General features: G+C 44.4%; 16 protein-coding genes and 2 pseudogenes. 10 read left to right on the top strand and 8 right to left on the bottom strand.

The window, feature by feature from the left end:
• Positions 1–89: 89 nt before the first annotated feature.
• Complete coding sequence (locus F895_RS19225) at positions 90–803, bottom strand: hypothetical protein (RefSeq protein ID WP_005244641.1); 714 nt, start codon at positions 801–803, stop codon at positions 90–92.
• 97 nt (positions 804–900) lie between these two features.
• Between F895_RS19225 and F895_RS0119155 the strand changes: the two are divergent.
• Positions 901–1,344, top strand: a pseudogene (locus F895_RS0119155) (tyrosine-type recombinase/integrase); the annotation flags it as partial.
• A gap of 102 nt (positions 1,345–1,446) precedes the next feature.
• Positions 1,447–2,940, top strand: a complete 1,494-nt coding sequence (locus tag F895_RS00705; protein ID WP_001120888.1) for an IS91-like element ISCR2 family transposase — start codon at positions 1,447–1,449, stop codon at positions 2,938–2,940.
• 175 nt (positions 2,941–3,115) lie between these two features.
• Here F895_RS00705 and F895_RS00710 read toward each other — a convergent pair whose 3' ends face one another.
• The 4 genes from F895_RS00710 to F895_RS00725 all read right to left on the bottom strand — a co-directional run bounded on the left by F895_RS00710 (position 3,116) and on the right by F895_RS00725 (position 6,308).
• Positions 3,116–3,418: a phosphoglucosamine mutase gene (locus tag F895_RS00710; protein ID WP_000251875.1), complete on the bottom strand. Its 303-nt coding sequence runs from the start codon at positions 3,416–3,418 to the stop codon at positions 3,116–3,118.
• Between the two features lie 86 nt (positions 3,419–3,504).
• Positions 3,505–4,320, bottom strand: coding sequence for a sulfonamide-resistant dihydropteroate synthase Sul2 (sul2, locus tag F895_RS00715; protein ID WP_001043260.1), 816 nt, complete (start codon positions 4,318–4,320; stop codon positions 3,505–3,507).
• A gap of 187 nt (positions 4,321–4,507) precedes the next feature.
• Complete coding sequence (locus tag F895_RS00720) at positions 4,508–5,209, bottom strand: GTPase (protein ID WP_005105744.1); 702 nt, start codon at positions 5,207–5,209, stop codon at positions 4,508–4,510.
• Entirely contained in the window at positions 5,202–6,308 is a 1,107-nt protein-coding gene (locus F895_RS00725; RefSeq protein WP_004889328.1) for a YcjF family protein, read from the bottom strand. Before F895_RS00725 ends, F895_RS00720 begins: the two co-directional genes overlap by 8 nt.
• A 423-nt stretch (positions 6,309–6,731) precedes the next feature.
• Between F895_RS00725 and F895_RS00730 the strand changes: the two genes are divergently transcribed.
• Positions 6,732–7,280, top strand: a complete 549-nt coding sequence (locus F895_RS00730) for a recombinase family protein (RefSeq protein ID WP_004889330.1) — start codon at positions 6,732–6,734, stop codon at positions 7,278–7,280.
• On the opposite strand, the gene F895_RS00735 is transcribed toward F895_RS00730, so the two are convergent.
• On the bottom strand, positions 7,277–8,320 hold the full coding sequence (locus F895_RS00735) for a YagK/YfjJ domain-containing protein (RefSeq protein ID WP_004889331.1): 1,044 nt from the start codon (positions 8,318–8,320) through the stop codon (positions 7,277–7,279). The two genes, F895_RS00730 and F895_RS00735, sit on opposite strands and share 4 nt — an antisense overlap.
• A gap of 505 nt (positions 8,321–8,825) precedes the next feature.
• On the opposite strand from F895_RS00735, the gene F895_RS00740 reads away from it, so the two are divergent.
• The 5 genes and pseudogenes from F895_RS00740 to F895_RS20370 all read left to right on the top strand — a co-directional run.
• On the top strand, positions 8,826–9,098 hold the full coding sequence (locus tag F895_RS00740; protein ID WP_004889335.1) for a hypothetical protein: 273 nt from the start codon (positions 8,826–8,828) through the stop codon (positions 9,096–9,098).
• 20 nt (positions 9,099–9,118) lie between these two features.
• A complete protein-coding gene (locus tag F895_RS00745) occupies positions 9,119–10,159 on the top strand; it encodes a DUF932 domain-containing protein (protein WP_004889337.1) in 1,041 nt (346 codons plus the stop codon).
• 194 nt (positions 10,160–10,353) lie between these two features.
• On the top strand, positions 10,354–11,421 hold the full coding sequence (locus F895_RS00750) for a YqaJ viral recombinase family nuclease (protein WP_004889338.1): 1,068 nt from the start codon (positions 10,354–10,356) through the stop codon (positions 11,419–11,421).
• 241 nt (positions 11,422–11,662) lie between these two features.
• The gene (locus tag F895_RS00755; RefSeq protein WP_010590180.1) at positions 11,663–12,586 is read left to right on the top strand and encodes a recombination directionality factor; all 924 of its coding nucleotides are present in this window, start codon (positions 11,663–11,665) and stop codon (positions 12,584–12,586) included.
• Between the two features lie 82 nt (positions 12,587–12,668).
• Positions 12,669–12,906, top strand: a pseudogene (locus tag F895_RS20370) (hypothetical protein); the annotation flags it as partial.
• A gap of 55 nt (positions 12,907–12,961) precedes the next feature.
• Here the strand turns inward: F895_RS20370 and repM are convergent.
• Positions 12,962–13,879, bottom strand: coding sequence for a replication initiation protein RepM (gene repM / locus F895_RS00760; protein WP_004889343.1), 918 nt, complete (start codon positions 13,877–13,879; stop codon positions 12,962–12,964).
• Positions 13,880–14,350: 471 nt separating this feature from the next.
• Here repM and F895_RS00765 point away from each other — a divergent pair, with 471 nt between their 5' ends.
• Both F895_RS00765 and F895_RS00770 read left to right on the top strand, forming a co-directional pair.
• A complete protein-coding gene (locus F895_RS00765; protein WP_004889316.1) occupies positions 14,351–14,980 on the top strand; it encodes an AAA family ATPase in 630 nt (209 codons plus the stop codon).
• On the top strand, positions 14,977–15,207 hold the full coding sequence (locus F895_RS00770; RefSeq protein ID WP_004658732.1) for a ribbon-helix-helix domain-containing protein: 231 nt from the start codon (positions 14,977–14,979) through the stop codon (positions 15,205–15,207). Before F895_RS00765 ends, F895_RS00770 begins: the two co-directional genes overlap by 4 nt.
• 203 nt (positions 15,208–15,410) lie before the next feature.
• On the opposite strand, the gene F895_RS00775 is transcribed toward F895_RS00770, so the two are convergent.
• On the bottom strand, positions 15,411–16,736 hold the full coding sequence (locus F895_RS00775) for an ISNCY family transposase (RefSeq protein WP_010590320.1): 1,326 nt from the start codon (positions 16,734–16,736) through the stop codon (positions 15,411–15,413).
• Between the last annotated feature and the right edge of the window lie 59 nt (positions 16,737–16,795).

The raw sequence follows: 16,795 nt of genomic DNA, 5'->3' as shown, positions 1-16,795 counted from the left end.
TTTTTGGGCATTTTTACATTTTTATGGTTTTATTAAGTGTTTGATATTTATATTAATATACAAGTGTATTGCGTATAAGCACCATTATGTTAAATAATTTCATTTGATATCTTTTCTTTTACAGTTTTTAAAGATATTTCTAGATTAGTTACTTTTTCATTAATCATATCTTTGACATTCATAGCAAAGGTATCGACAGCTGTGTGCATTTTTTTAGCATCATCTTTCCGTATAAATGGTGTTATAAAAGGAAGAGCAACCAATATGAAAGGAACAAAAGGGATCATTTTCCAGTCAAAATCAGTTTCCTTGTGATCATCGATCTTAGGATCTTTTTTTCTTCCATATCCAGTAGATATTTGCATTCCTATATGTTCAGCAATAAAGTTATATTGTTGTAATGCATTTTTTTCAGAAGTATTACCTAACTCATTAATTTCTTTTATTATTTTTTCAGATGAGGATGATAATTCATTTTGTAGTTCAGATGAACTAAAACCAAAAAAACCAAGATCATCATCAATTTTTTTATGCTGTTTAGCTTGCCATGTTCTCAGTTTTTCTAACATTACTTCTTTACAATGTTGTGGGAATGATTCCGCGTCTGGCACAGCCAGGCACCTGATGGCATGAAATGCCGCTAAGCCCGCGTAATTGCGGGCTTTTTTTTGTTTGTGTTTGGCACGATCTGGCAACGGGAGGAAGCGCCAAGCACCGTTTGAGCATGGCATTAAAGCTGGTATTATGGTTTGGCGATGCCATGATTGATGCCGATACCATGCTGCGTTCTTTTGTGTGTTCATGGTATTAATATTCTATAAGTTACTGTTTCGTAAGAAAAAATACGATAAATTCGAGATTTTTTCAGCATGGTATCGGAGACGAAGAAGGACAAGGTACATGCTGACCGATACCAAGCTGCGCAATCTCAAGCCCAGGGACAAACTCTACAAAGTGAATGACCGGGAAGGTCTCTATGTGGCAGTGACTCCAGCCGGCTCCATCTCGTTCCGTTACAACTACTCAATCAACGGTCGGCAGGAGACCATCACCTTTGGGCGTTATGGTGTCGGTGGCATCACCCTGGCCGAAGCCCGCGAGCTGTTGGGTGACGCCAAGAAGATGGTTGCGGCGGGCAAGTCGCCGGCCAAGGAGAAAGCCCGAGACAAGGCGCGGGTGAAAGATGCAGAGACGTTCGGTGCCTGGGCGGAGAAGTGGCTGCGTGGCTACCAGATGGCCGACTCCACCCGCGATATGCGCCGCTCGGTTTATGAGCGTGAGCTGAAGCCGAAATTCAGCAATCAGAAGCTGGTGGAGATCACCCACGAAGACTTGCGGGCACTGGCTGGCAATGTCTAGCAACGGCAGGCATTTCGGCTGAGGGTAAAAGAACTTTCCGCTAAGCGATAGACTGTATGTAAACACAGTATTGCAAGGACGCGGAACATGCCTCATGTGGCGGCCAGGACGGCCAGCCGGGATCGGGATACTGGTCGTTACCAGAGCCACCGACCCGAGCAAACCCTTCTCTATCAGATCGTTGACGAGTATTACCCGGCATTCGCTGCGCTTATGGCAGAGCAGGGAAAGGAATTGCCGGGCTATGTGCAACGGGAATTTGAAGAATTTCTCCAATGCGGGCGGCTGGAGCATGGCTTTCTACGGGTTCGCTGCGAGTCTTGCCACGCCGAGCACCTGGTCGCTTTCAGCTGTAAGCGTCGCGGTTTCTGCCCGAGCTGTGGGGCGCGGCGGATGGCCGAAAGTGCCGCCTTGCTGGTTGATGAAGTACTGCCTGAACAACCCATGCGTCAGTGGGTGTTGAGCTTCCCGTTTCAGCTGCGTTTCCTGTTTGCCAGCCGGCCCGAGATCATGGGGTGGGTGCTGGGCATCGTTTACCGCGTCATTGCCACGCACCTGGTCAAGAAAGCGGGCCATACCCACCAAGTGGCCAAGACGGGCGCGGTCACCCTGATCCAGCGTTTTGGATCGGCGCTCAATCTGAATGTTCACTTCCACATGCTGTTTCTCGACGGTGTGTATGTCGAGCAATCCCACGGCTCAGCGCGTTTCCGCTGGGTCAAGGCGCCGACCAGCCCAGAGCTCACCCAGCTGACGCACACCATCGCCCACCGGGTGGGTCGCTATCTGGAACGGCAAGGCCTGCTGGAACGGGATGTCGAAAACAGCTATCTGGCCTCGGATGCGGTGGATGACGACCCGATGACACCCCTGCTGGGGCACTCGATCACTTACCGTATCGCTGTCGGTTCACAGGCGGGGCGAAAGGTGTTCACTTTGCAAACTCTGCCGACCAGTGGTGATCCGTTCGGTGACGGGATTGGCAAGGTAGCCGGGTCCAGCCTGCACGCCGGCGTGGCGGCCAGGGCCGATGAACGCAAGAAGCTCGAACGGCTGTGCCGGTACATCAGCCGCCCGGCGGTATCCGAGAAGCGGCTGTCGTTAACACGAGGCGGCAACGTGCGCTACCAGCTCAAGACGCCGTACCGGGACGGCACCACGCACGTCATTTTCGAACCATTGGATTTCATTGCAAGGCTGGCCGCCCTGGTACCGAAGCCCAGAGTCAACCTAACCCGCTTCCACGGGGTGTTCGCACCCAACAGTCGGCACCGGGCGTTGGTCACGCCGGCAAAACGGGGCAGGGGCAACAAGGTCAGGGTGGCTGATGAACCGGCAACACCAGCACAACGGCGAGCGTCGATGACATGGGCGCAACGGCTCAAGCGTGTTTTCAATATCGACATCGAGACCTGCAGCGGCTGCGGCGGCGCCATGAAAGTCATCGCCTGCATTGAAGACCCTATAGTGATCAAGCAGATCCTTGATCACCTGAAGCACAAAGCCGAAACCAGCGGGACCAGGGCGTTACCCGAAAGCCGGGCGCCACCGGCTGAGCTGCTCCTGGGTCTGTTTGACTGACGAGCCTGAAGGCCAACGATACCAATCAAAATGCTGCGTTCACAGCGCCGCGGCAGGGATCCGCCGTGCTGGTTGTCGGAAAAGGAGCCGCTAGTGGGAAAGAGGAGGGTAAATTTTCAGCGTTGCTGGCTCCCCGTCAGCCGGATTGGGTTGCATCGCAGGGGTGTCGAAAGAGTCAACTGCGGTCCAAAGCTGTTGGACTTGGGTGAAAAGGGCGTTTATTCTTCCTATACGTTGTCGGCAGCGGGCCAAAAAGGAATACGTCCATGCCCATCGAGGTGAAACCGGCTGTGAGCGCGGGTTCAAGCATATAGCCCGACAGGCGCGTATCCTTGCCGATCACGACACGATGGCGGTGGTCACCGCGACGAAAGACACGGCCAGCCGCCATGCCGACGCGCAAGGCGGTTTCCGCCGTCATCGCGCCTTCGTTGGCTTTGCCACGAATACCGTCTGTGCCGAAATATTTGCGCACCATAAGGTCGATTATCCTGTCGTCGGGTCGCCCTCAAAGGGGACATGCCTGCTGAACCGCGAATATAGAGAAATATCCCGAATGTGCAGTTAACGAATTCTTGCGGTTTCTTTCAGCGCCGCCAATACCGCCAGCCCGTCGCGCAAGGGGCGCGGCTCGTGTGTGCGGATGAAGTCAGCTCCACCTGCGGCGGCGGCAAGCTCTGCAGCGAGTGTCGCGGCCCCGACATCCCCCGGACCACGGCCTGTGAGCGCGCGCAGAAAGGATTTGCGCGAAACAGACAGAAGCACCGGCAAATCGAAGCGCAGCCGCAATTCATCGAACCGCGCCAGCACCGAGAGCGAGGTTTCGGGAGCAGCCCCCAGAAAAAACCCCATGCCGGGATCAAGGACAAGGCGGTTGCGTTTGATACCGGCACCCGTCAGCGCCGCGATGCGCGCGTCAAAGAACGCCGCAATGTGATCCATGATGTCGCCAGCGGGTGCCTCGCGCCGATCTGCCTGCCCGTCTTGCACCGAATGCATAACGACGAGTTTGGCAGATGATTTCGCCAATTGCGGATAGAACGCAGCGTCTGGAAAACCGCGAATATCATTGAGATAGGCCACACCACGCGACAAGGCATAGGCTTGCGTCGCGGGTTGATAACTGTCGAGCGAGACGGGAATGCCATCTGCCTTGAGCGCGTCCAGCACCGGCGCGATACGCGCGATTTCTGTGTCGGACGAAACAGGCGCGGCGTCGGGATTGCTGGATGCCGGACCGAGGTCGATCACATCTGCCCCCTCGGCCATCAGCTTACGCGCCTGCGCAATGGCTGCGTCTGGCGCCAGATACCGGCCTCCATCGGAGAAACTGTCCGAGGTTATGTTGACGATGCCGAAAATGATGAGCGATTTATTCATGGGGGCTTCTATAATAATAATAATCGAGCATGAGTCTCATACGGATGCTCGGGTCGAAAGGGAATCCCCAGGCGAGTAACCTGTTTGCGGTGATCCATTAGCTGCAGGAGCAGAAGAGCATACATCTGGAAGCAAAGCCAGGAAAGCGGCCTATGGAGCTGTGCGGCAGCGCTCAGTAGGCAATTTTTCAAAATATTGTTAAGCCTTTTCTGAGCATGGTATTTTTCATGGTATTACCAATTAGCAGGAAAATAAGCCATTGAATATAAAAGATAAAAATGTCTTGTTTACAATAGAATGGGATACGTAAGACTAGAGAATCTACAAGATCAATCAACGATTGTTTTTCAACTATTTCTTTACCAAATGGAATTATCTCTCCACCACGTGTTTTTTTGTGCTCACTACATACAGGGATAATGGCAATGTTATTTCCAAGTTCATGAGCAATCACTTGAATAAATTCAGCTTCTTCCTCTTCTGTTAGAGAGTCTGCTTTTGTTAATACGATACTAACTTTATAATTTTCATCTATAAGTTTTTTTACAATTTTAGAGTCAGCATCCTGTATACGCCCTCCAGAAGCAGCAATACAATAAAAAATAGAGTGAAACCAATCCGATGCAGGTTTATCTATTCCTCTTTTTTTTAACTCAGTATTAAGCTCTTTCAGCCACTGTTCTTCTTTGCCAACTTCTAGTCCCCAAGAATCATAGATTTTTACAGACATATCTTTTATTTTATGATTAATTTCATGAAAACCATTTGTTGTAACTGGTCGACCAATTCCTGATTTTGCTACTTCTGAACCAAATAAGTAATTGATTAAGCTACTTTTACCAACACCTGTTTGTCCAATAATTGCAATATTATAGTTTGTATTAGTCATTTTTATTTCCCTTCGCTTGTTTCAAATACTCCATAAAAATTTTCATTAAATTATCATCAAAATTTTTCATGAAGGAGCTATCATCAAAATGATCTAACCCTAACTCGGTTAATTTTGCACATGCCTCTGAAACTGCAAAGCCAAAAGCAGAAGTAATAGATGCCGCTACGGAACCATTAATTGTTCCACCTACAGCTGTTCCGACACCTGGGAAAAACTTTAGAATTTGACTAACCAAATATTTTCCAGCTATTGGTAAAGACGAAGCTATTGCTGTTTGAATAATTGCTGATACGCTATCAACAGCGCGATCTAAATTATATATATATAGTATTCTTGCCAATAACTTTGATTGATTAGCTAATAAAAGTGGTGCACTGGATGCTGGTATTGGAGCAAATCCAGTTGCAAAAGCTAATGTTGTATGCTGAATAATGGCATTTTTTGCATGTTCTCTTTTTTCTTTAAGGCTATTTTTTTGAGCAGAAACAAAAGCAGTTTTTAAAGCATTTGGTAATTGACTAGTACTCCATGAAATAAGTTTTTCCAATTCCATTCCATGTAAATTTTCTTTAATTGTTGTTTCAAAGATTTGAATCTTTGGAAACTCATTTAAAATTGCTGTTTTTAACAAGCTTGCATCATCGTCACTAACTAAATCTGCTTTAGTTAAAACTATTGAAATAGGTATATCTGAAAGTTCTATTTTCCGAATGATATTAATATCAAAATCTGTAATTCGAGAACCTATTGTTTGTATGCAGTACCATACTAAATGAGGCTTATCTTCAATTGAGTTTTGTGTTTCACTACAAAGTTCAATAACTTCTTTTTGGAAAAGTGATTCTTGCTCAGAACCAATTTCATACCCTTTACTATCAAAGAGAACAATTGGAATATTTGGTGACGTAAATTTATTTATATGCTGTGTTATAGGTTTACCGACTCCAGTAGCTGCTATATCTTCACCAAAGCATAAATTTAGTAAAGAACTTTTACCGACTCCAGTACCACCAACTAAAAGAATATTTGGTTTTTCTATATTTTTCTTCAGTGAGTCAAATGCCATATTTAACTCTTCTTGAAAATTACTAGACATATAGTCCCCATAGTTTGTAATTATTTAAGAATATTGAATATTCTACCTTTTTATTTCTTTGAAAATATATGGATATTAATAATTTCAGCTAAATTTGACCTATGCAATATTTTGTTTATTAATTAGATTTTCTAAAATTAACATAATACATGTTATGCGAAATAATTTTATTTTTTATTTAAAATCAATTACTTAATTGTTGTTGAAAATCCTAATCCTAATCCTCATCGATTGGGCTTTTTATCTTCTCGCATGTTTTTACCTGTTTTTCAAACATCACTCCACAAGACAGCTTATCGTGTTTTTTTAAGTACACCCATTCGGATACAGTTAATTTAGGCTATATTTGTATTCTTTTATTGTATTTAATTGGTGTATTTATTATAGTCTAATAAGCAAAAGAATACAAATAAGGGTACAACAGTGGCTGAAGTAGCATACAAACGGGTAAGTACGGCAGATCAAAATACAGCACGACAGCTAGAGGGCAAGACCTTTGACAAAATTTTTGAAGACAAGGTAAGCGGTAAGGATACCAACAGACCTCAATTACAGGCGATGCTCGATTACGTCAGAGAAGGTGATGTAGTCCATGTACACAGCCTGGATCGTTTGGGGCGTAATACGGCAGACCTGCTGCAATTGGTGGAGCAACTCAAGATTAAAGGCGTGACTGTCCATTTTCACAAAGAAGGCATGATCTTTTCGGCAGATACCAATAATCCAATGCACCAGCTAATGTTCACGATGCTGTCAGGCTTTGCACAGTTTGAGCGTGAGTTGATCAGAGAGCGTCAGCGTGAAGGGATTGCAATTGCCAGAGCTGAAAACAAGTATCAGGGACGTAAGAAGACTATTGATGACGCTGCAATTCGTGCAGCTATGGTAAAGCCTGATGCTAGTTACAGGAAAGTGGCAAAAGAGCTGGGTGTAAGTCTAAGCACAGTACAAAGGGCAATGAAGGGAGGCTAAGCTCCCTTTCTTGGTCTCCCTGATTTACTTTTTTGTGGGATTTGCCCTTTACTGAAAGCGCGATTTTTAGAATTAAACATTACTGAACGAATGAGATAATCTTTCTTTACTAGATACATGGCAGTTGCTATGACGTTATCCCTGAGATCCTCTTCATGATGGCTAATCATGCCTATGCCTAGATTTTTATACTTTTCCTTATTGGCATTGCAATTCCAATATAAGCCATCTCCTTGGGTAATCTCATTATTCCATAGCTCGCCTATATCTTGAGCTATTGTGATGTCTTCACGATGCTCAGAGCCATCTAAGAAAAACATCATGTGGAAATGGAAAGATTTTATCTCGGTATATTCCAATTTCCACATATAGCCTATAAAGCCTTTTGAATATTGCTTCTTGAGAGACTTAAGAAGCACCCTTCTATGTTCTTGAACATCAAGCGACCATGCCTTTAAAGCTTCAAGTTTGTGTCCTTGTTTTGACAATGGTTTATTTGAAATATTGGTGGTGATCTTTCTAAAAAGCCCCTTCCGGTAGCTTAAGTCTATTCGGATTACTAAAAGCCTTGAACGGTAATCAAATAGTCCGTTGATATATTTTCGTACTTCCTTTTTATATTCACTGTCATATTTTCTCTGCTGTTCAATTTCTTTTTTAAAAGCATCAGATCGTAGTCCTTTCTTTAGAGCAGTTAGGAAAGCTATATCATCAAATTTTCTGTATTCAGTTTTTGTTTTCAAATAGAGATTTACGTAAGGTGAAAACTTGCTATCAGGAAAGTTTTCTTCCAGGTCATTTATATATTGGTCTGTTCTGTACCATACGAGCTTTTGGTATTTTTTTAAGATAAATCTATATCCGGATGGATCTGCTAACAGCTGCTCATTTTCACTCTTTAGTTCTTTCAGTGATTCTTCTATTACATGAAGTTGGTTGTAAGTACGATAATTAATATCATCTATTGTTAACTTATTGTTGTCAGTAATAATTGGATACATATCGTCTAGGAAATATGTATTGGGTTCTAAAGTATCCATGTAGGTATAACTCCAATATCATTATGTCTATGATATTGAAGATAATATATAAATGATAATTAATCTTAATAACATAAACTACAGAAATAATTATTTATTTTTCATACCCTTAGATGCTATATATCAATACTTTCCATTGTGTTTAAAAATCATACAGTTAGTAGGATAATAGCGAGTTGTAGGTATAAAAAACTAGTAGGATTAGTTAATCCTACTAGTTTTAATTTAATATTGTCAATACCTATTTACTTAGATGCACACATACAATTCAGTTTCACTAAATAATTGTGTTCTTGTGAAAGAATGATAGGACTTCAGAGGGGGATTTTCTGGAATGAGGGAATTTGCCAAATGGCAATTGCGTAATCGGGACGCCGAGTCGCGTGAAGGCATAGATTGCAAATAATTTCAGATATACATCATCTACATGAACAGTGAATGTTTATTCCTACATTCAAAGGCTTATCAGACGGTAAGCCTTTTTTCATTTCTAGAGGTATATCTTATGAACATTACATGCCCGTATTGCCATTCTGAAAACGTCAGCCGTGTGATTGACCAGCAGTCCTCCAATAACCGCAGTATGTCTTCAATGACCGGTGCCGGGATTGGTGCCAGCATTTCCAAAAGCCTGCCGCTGCCGATCTCGCCCTGGATGGGTGGGATTGCCGGGGCTGTGGTCGGTGGACTGATTGACAGCTTCATCCAGCCATCCAGACCCGTAGCGGCACCGATCCGCTACTTCCATTGCCATCATTGCCAGCGCAATTTTGATTAACCGGCTCAGGGAGAAGTGATATGGCACATCAACTCGAACAAATGGCTTATGTCGGTAACACCCCCTGGCATGGCCTGGGTAATCAACTGACACAGAACCAGCCGATTGAAGTCTGGGCACAACAGGCAGGCATGGACTGGCGCATTGAATCCTGCAATGTCAGCTATATGGCACAGAATGAACGGGGACAGAGCATCATTCTGCCTTATGAAGAACAGCGGGTCTTGTACCGTTCTGATACCCATGCCCCTTTATCGGTCGTCAGCCAGCGTTACCAGGAAGTGCAGCCCAAAGAGATTCTGGAATTCTACCGGGATCTGACCGAGCAATCCGGCTTTGAGCTGGAAACCGCGGGCGTACTGAAGGGAGGAAAAAAGTTCTGGGCACTGGCACGTACCGGACAAAGCACGGCACTCAAAGGCAAGGATGTCAGCAATGGCTATATCCTACTAGCAACCGCTTGTGATGGAACGTTAGCAACGACTGCACAATTTACCAATATCCGGGTGGTATGCAACAACACGCTGGCGATTGCTTTACGTGGGCAAAGCTCAAGTGCCGGGGTGGTCAAGGTTCCACACAGCACCCGGTTCGATGCGGACAAGGTCAAGCAGCAACTCGGCATTTCCGTGCGTGCCTGGGATGAACACATGTATGAAATGAAACAGCTCAGCCAGCGCAAAGTCACCCAAGGTGAAGCCGCTGCCTATTTCGATGCCGTGTTTAACAACACTAGCCTAAGCATTGCCGATCAGGAGGACAACATCATCCAGTTCTACCGCAATGTGGCTGCACAGGCCAGTCACTCCCCAGGCAGTAAAACCGAACCGAATGGACGCGCCATGAGTAAAGTCATGCAGATGTTCAATGGACAGGGACGGGGTGCCGAACTTTCCTCAGCCAAGGATACCGCCTATGGCTTGCTGTGTTCGATCACGGAATTTGCCGATCATGAACGCCGGGCCATGAGTACCGATCACCGGCTGGATTCTGCCTGGTTTGGTGCAGGGGCAGCACTAAAACAGCGTGGGCTGGAACAGGCTTTAAGACTGGTGGCCTAAGACCTTTTCCTGATCATGCTTAATGTTGCTTTAAGGCTCACAACCTAATCGGGCATTGAAGATGCATTGAAGATTAAATTCTACATGAACCTCAGCATGCCCCTTTGGCCACATCTCCCCGGATGTGGCTTTTTTTATGCCCAAAATTTCTCAGCTGAATTTTTACAGACGACCGCTATCTATAGGACAACCCCATGAATACATTTGCACCTTTACCCAATTTACCGAAGCCCTCTGGCATTCCCTCACACATTCCATTACCTCAACCTGTGAAACCTTCACGATCCACTGCGGCCAAACGTCTGGCCAATACCAAACAGCTTGATCAGCAACAATGGCTGGAAGTCCGCAAGCAGGGCATTGGCAGCAGTGATGCTGCGACTGCCTGTGGGCTTAATCCCTACATGTCGATGCTGGAACTGTGGATGATCAAGACCGGACGTATCCAGCAAAAGATCGAAGATGAAAGTTCCGGCCATGCTCCCTTGTACTGGGGCAAGCAACTGGAACCCCTGGTCGCTGAATACTACAGTCTGCATACCAATAACAAGGTCAGACGGGTGAATGCCGTATTACAGCATCCTGATCCAGACAAGGCCTTTATGCTGGCCAACTTGGATTATGCCGTGGTTGGCAGCGATGAGGTGCAGATCCTGGAATGTAAAACTGCAGGGGAATATGGCAGCAAGCTGTGGCGGGATGGTGTGCCGCTGTATGTATTGTGTCAGGTACAGCATCAACTGGCCGTCACAGGCAAGCAGGCGGCTCATGTCTGTGTCTTGCTCTGCGGCCATGAAACCCGGATTTTTAAGGTCAGCCGAAATGATGCCCTGATCCAGCAGATCATCCATGCGGAACGTACTTTCTGGGCATGTGTCGAGCAAGATATTCCTCCCGCAGTAGATGCCAGTGAATCGGCAGCACGCGCTTTACAGCAGCTTTACCCGGAGCATGTCCCTCTAACCGTCGAAGACCTATCACATGATGAGACGGCCAATCTGCTTTTTGAAAAGCTGATTCAAGCCAGACAGCAGATTGAAGAGCAGCAGCAAAGCTTCGATCAGATCAAGCACGAAATTCAGATGCTGATGAAAGATGCTGAACGAGCCACCTTTAACGGTGGCTCGGTGGTATGGAGGAAGAGTAAAGATTCAGTGAGTCTGGATGCCAAGTCACTGTTAAAGCAGCAGCCTGAGCTGATTGAGCAGTATCCGCTGCATAAGCAGGGCAGTCGTCGCTTCAACATTTATACGGATGCATGACCTGCCTTCCGCAGAGGCCCATTTGTAAAAACGCGCAAAGCCGCCCGGTTCGCCCTTTCTCCACAGATGAAGAAAGGGCATTTGGACAGCTTTGCCTGATCTGATGATCGATGCACTACCTGTTCTCCTGTGACCTCGGGTGAGCATTATTTTTATTGAATTAAGAGAGTCGATAGGTTGAGGAGCGGGTGCTTCAATTTATACGGCTCATCTGTAAAAAATCACATTTAGGAAAATCATGATGATTAAAGGGTTAGCGATTACACCGCCCGTATTGGGGCGTATCAGCATTGGCCGTGTCATTGAAAAGAATGGCAAACGCCTGCCAGAGAAAGATGACCAGTTCACCATTACCAGCCAGATCCAGAGCAAGGAAGGCTGGATCAGGCATCCACTGGATGAGCAGCTGCGTGCAAACCTACCGAATGGGAAACTGAGATCCATTCCGGTACGGATGATCTTTAATGATCCTGATCTGAACATGCGGGCAGAATACAGCCTGTTTGACCGTCAGACTGGACGTCCGGTTTGTGTCGGCAATGGTCAGACCTGCCAGCGATTGACCAGTCAAGGGGTAGAACAGCATCCCTGTCCATCCCCAGATTTATGCTCACTGGCACAAGGCGGGCATTGCAAGCCCTATGGGCGGCTGCATGTCAATCTGGATGAATCGGATGAACTGGGGACTTTCATCTTTAGAACCACAGGTTTTAACAGTATCCGTACCCTGGCTGCACGTTTGGCTTACTACCATGCGGCATCAGGAGGGCTGCTATCATGTTTACCCTTACAACTGACCTTAAGAGGGAAAAGCACGACACAAAGCTATCGCCAGCCGGTGTACTACGTGGATCTGACCTTACGTGATGGGGTGAACTTGCAGCAAGCAATTAACACGGCTCGACAGATGGATGAGCAGAGTAAGGCCGCTGGGTTTTACCAGGAATCGCTGGATTTTACTGCTAGAAAAGGCTTTGAGAATGCTAGATTTGAGGTGAACAGTGAGGAGGGCATGGATGTGCTGGAGGAGTTTTATGCAGAAGATGAATCTGAGCAACCCAAGACTGAACCGAAAACTAATGCAAAGCCTAAATTCAATCAGAGAGAGGGTTTTGTGCAGGATATTCAGCAGGGTTTGCAGCAGAGTGTTAGAATAGTGAATTAAACACATGCGGTGAAAAATAAGGGAATTTAGGATCCCTTATTTTTTTGTTCTGATGTCTTCAGCATTTCAAAATTTCCTTGAATATAGACAAGCCATCGAAGCTTATAATAAGACCCACGACATGCTGGAACGCTGCAAGAAATCCAATGATGTAGTGCTGATCGACAATGCCTTTAAAGACACCAAGCTGGAGATCTTTAAAAAGGATTGGATAGCTTTACTCGCCTCTACGAGTTTATGACGCAGATTGTAGATTACGATGATAAAAGCTGGAAAAGCTCAGTCTGTATGCGTGTAACCTGAGTCCATTGTTGCGCGAATATTTATACAACTAAATTACAACTAATTTAATTTTAATTATTAACTAAATTAGTTTCATATTAAAACTTCCAAACCCACTTCTTTAAGAACACCCACATACTTCCTGACATTCTCAACATCTTGCAGCTCAATAAGAAGTCTTTTTTCAAGATCTTCATAGCTCTCACCTACAGCTGCTTTCTGGCTAGCGAATGGATCGTAATGGGCAAGTTTGTTTGCGAATAATCTAATCTGTTTATCACTGAGTTTCTTGGGAGATTCGTTCTCATCATCTTTGGTTTTCTTAGGACGAAAAGAGAAAGAGAACCCGGTAATGTTTCGGCCAGACTTATGCTGCTCATAGGACGCAACAATATCCGTCTTCTCGTTGATTTGGGTTAAAGCAGCATTCAAGACCTTCTTCTTGAAGTTGCTCATGATCTTGTATTCGTCACTACCCAATCCCAGCTTGAAGCGAAAGTCATCAACCAAGAAGACCGGGGTTTTACCGAGACTGCGCCACTGGATCAGCAATTCATACAGACGGATTGCATACTTGCTGGTTAATGAACTTATTTGCTTCAGTTCATACGAAGTAAAAGACTGTTCTAACTCAGTGATCAATGGAATGACATCGGGAGCAAAAACCAATTCTAGAATACCAGCAGAATCAACATAGGCTATTCTTGAAACCCAACGAGATTTAACGATCTTCTCCTTCTGGGTAGCCTCATGAATCCCCTTGTAGCTGAACTTTCGCTCAAACAGGCTATTAGCTGCATTCTTTAAAGCTTCATAGGCTGCATGCCTATCTACATTGAATTGCTTCATATAGTGCTGTGCATGGACTTCTAGGGTGCTATTAGCATTAACATCTTTGCTTATCTCTCTAGCTTGTACGATGGCTAAAAGAATCAGACGTTGCTCTGTGGTATCTAGGTTATAGCTGGCATTGATTAAGGCATTGTCTTTAACAACTAACTCTTTTGTCACAATGACTTTCCTATTTATTATTGCCAATAACTATACCCAAACAACTTAAGTATGTAAATGGAGGGGAAAGGTATCTATAATGGAGGGGAAAGGTATCTATAATGGAGGGGAAAGGTATCTATAATGGAGGGGAAAGGTATCTATAATGGAGGGGAAAGGTATCTATAATGGAGGGGAAAGGTATCTATATACCCTCTGAAAGTCTTATATAGAAAGGGTTTCAGCCTGTCTAAAAATATTAAAAATAAAAATATTAAAAATAAAAAAGGGTATTGTTGAAAAATTAGAGCTTCTTTATTTTTTCGCGTATCAATTGATTGTGATAGAAACCAAAAAGAAATAGGTCAATAATCAACCTGGTGGGAAAAGGTATCTGTATAGAGAATTGAATAAATACTAAAGGAATAACACTTTACTTAGTTACACTATGAAACTATATTAAGTATAAATTAGTTATAAATTATACCTAAAATGATTGTATTAATTGGAAGCCAGAAAGGCGGATGTGGCAAATCTACAATAGCTATCAATATTGCTGCTTATCTTGCAAAACATAACAAAGACATCGTACTCGTTGATGCAGATCCCCAACAAAGCTCAGCTAACTGGGTAAAAGATCGGGATGGAACAGATCTGCCGAAAGTACATTGCGTTCAGCGCTATGGCGATATCAAGAACACACTGAAAGACCTAGATGGCCGTTATGACTATGTAATTGTCGATGTTGCTGGGCATGACAGCAAAGAGCTTAGAACTGCAATGTTAACGGCTCATTACCTGGTAGTGCCATTTAGACCATCACAATTCGACTTGGATACTTTACCTCATCTATCAGAAGTCATTGACCAAGCGAAGTCCTTTAATGAGGAACTGAAGCCATTTGGATTACTAACATTGGCTCCTACAAATCCATCAGTGTCTGAAGTGCAACAAGCAAATGACTATTTAGCTGACTTCCGGTTGTTCACAGCCTTGTCGTCAGTGATTCATGATCGTAAGGTTTATCGTGATGTCACAGCTGAAGGGAAAGGTGTAGTTGAATCCAATAATCCAAAAGCAATAGAAGAATTTGAGGCATTCATGGAGGAGCTTCTGGCATGATTAAGAAAAGAGAAACTACGAAACCTTTTTCTGAGGAAGCATTCATTAATGGTGCTAATGAACAGCTCACACCAAAATTAGACCCGAAAGCTTCTAGAAAATTTAAGACGCATACGATCCCGATGAATGAGTATGAGTACAAGTTATTAGCTGAACTGGCAGAGAAATATGGTCAAACCCATAATGGAATTATTAGATTTGCACTAAAGAAATTAAGTGAGGAATAACAACTAATATAGAACTTATTTGAAACTATTTTAGTTTCAAAAAACTTAATTGAATGTAGTAAAACCATAGTAGGCTGTTGATGTTCATCACAGACTAGACATTTTTATTGGTGAGAATACAGACAAGACACTTTAAATTGTTTCTAACATCTGATGTTATTCCTAAGTAGAAATGTCCTACCTAATAACCAAATAGAAATGTCCTATATGGACATTTCCAAGTCAAGCACAGGATTTAGATTTCGTTCTTGAATTGCTGTTTTCTGTGCACGTCTGCTTGGCATCTTTTGAGAACGATTACGTTTGTTTTGCTGTTCCAGTTCTTCATGCTGTTGTTGGATATGATTCAGAACAGCACCCAACCGTTTATTCTCAACAATCTCTCGCTGATTCAGCTGACTTAATTTATCGAAGAGGCTGTAATTGATCTTTCGGCTATTATGCATGATGGCTACAGTACCATCCGGGTATTCAAGGAACTCAAGATACTTACCGATCAACCTTTGATTTTCTTCGGTGTTTTCCAGGAGATATACGCATTTATCATAAGTAATCGTCAGACTATTCGTGACTCTGCGGGGGTCACGCCAAGTAAAAATATCATCTAATTCTTCGGCTGTTTCAGTGATAGACCGATGTAGATTCTTAGGATTAAAAGCCATCTTGGCGAACTTCTGATTGAACTCCTCAATGAAGCAGGGTAGCCAGACATTAGCTTGCTCAATCGAACAGATGCCTTTCAGGCGCATCTCCTTGATCAGACGGTCCTGAAGGGTTCTGTTGGCCCGTTCCACACGGCCTTTGGCCTGCGGTGAATTAGCGAAGATGATATCGATATTCAGGGTGCTGAGTACACGTCCAAACTGGGTAATCTTGGTGTCTTTCTTGCTGCTTTGATTCACTCTAAAGACTGAATGTTTGTCGCTGTAAAACGCTAAAGGCTTACCGTGCTGTTCGACATATAAGCGTGTTGAAATCATATAGTCAAAGGTTGATTCTGACTCACAGAAGCGTAAATGCTGCAATTTTCCTGTAGCATCATCGATAAACACCAGCAGACAGCATTTAGCAGCGCGTCCTTCAAACCAGTCATGGTGTGAGCCATCAATTTGGATCAGTTCACCAAAGCAATCCCGGTTGTAACGAGGCTGATACGGTCGTTTCAGGCGCTTGGATCTAGGCATCCATAAGTCAGCTGCAATCATCCAAGAACGCAGGGTTTCTACTGAAAGATCGAATCCATGTACGGTGGTAAGCTTTTCATGCGCTAAAGTGGGTCCGAAACCATGCAGTTGGTCAGAAACAATATTGAGGCACTTGAGTCTGAGTTCTTCAGGAAGTTTAGAATTGCTGATTTGGCCACGACCGGCATGGGCTAATGCAGATGGACCTTGAGCTTTGTATTTCTGCAGTAAGCGTCTGATCTGACGTTCTGAAATATGAAGTAGCTGAGCAGCCTGGGATTGAGTTATGCGTTGATCGCAGATTTCCTGCAAGACCGACAATCGTTTAAGTTCTTTATCCGACATAGACACCAACATATCAAACCGTCCGCTAAGGAAATTGCAGAAGTGCATATTCTAAAAGC

This window comes from Acinetobacter sp. CIP 64.2 (genome assembly GCF_000369645.1).
GTDB lineage: Bacteria > Pseudomonadota > Gammaproteobacteria > Pseudomonadales > Moraxellaceae > Acinetobacter.
Note: the sequence above shows the minus strand (reverse complement) of the source record. Positions and strands in the feature narration are given on the sequence as shown.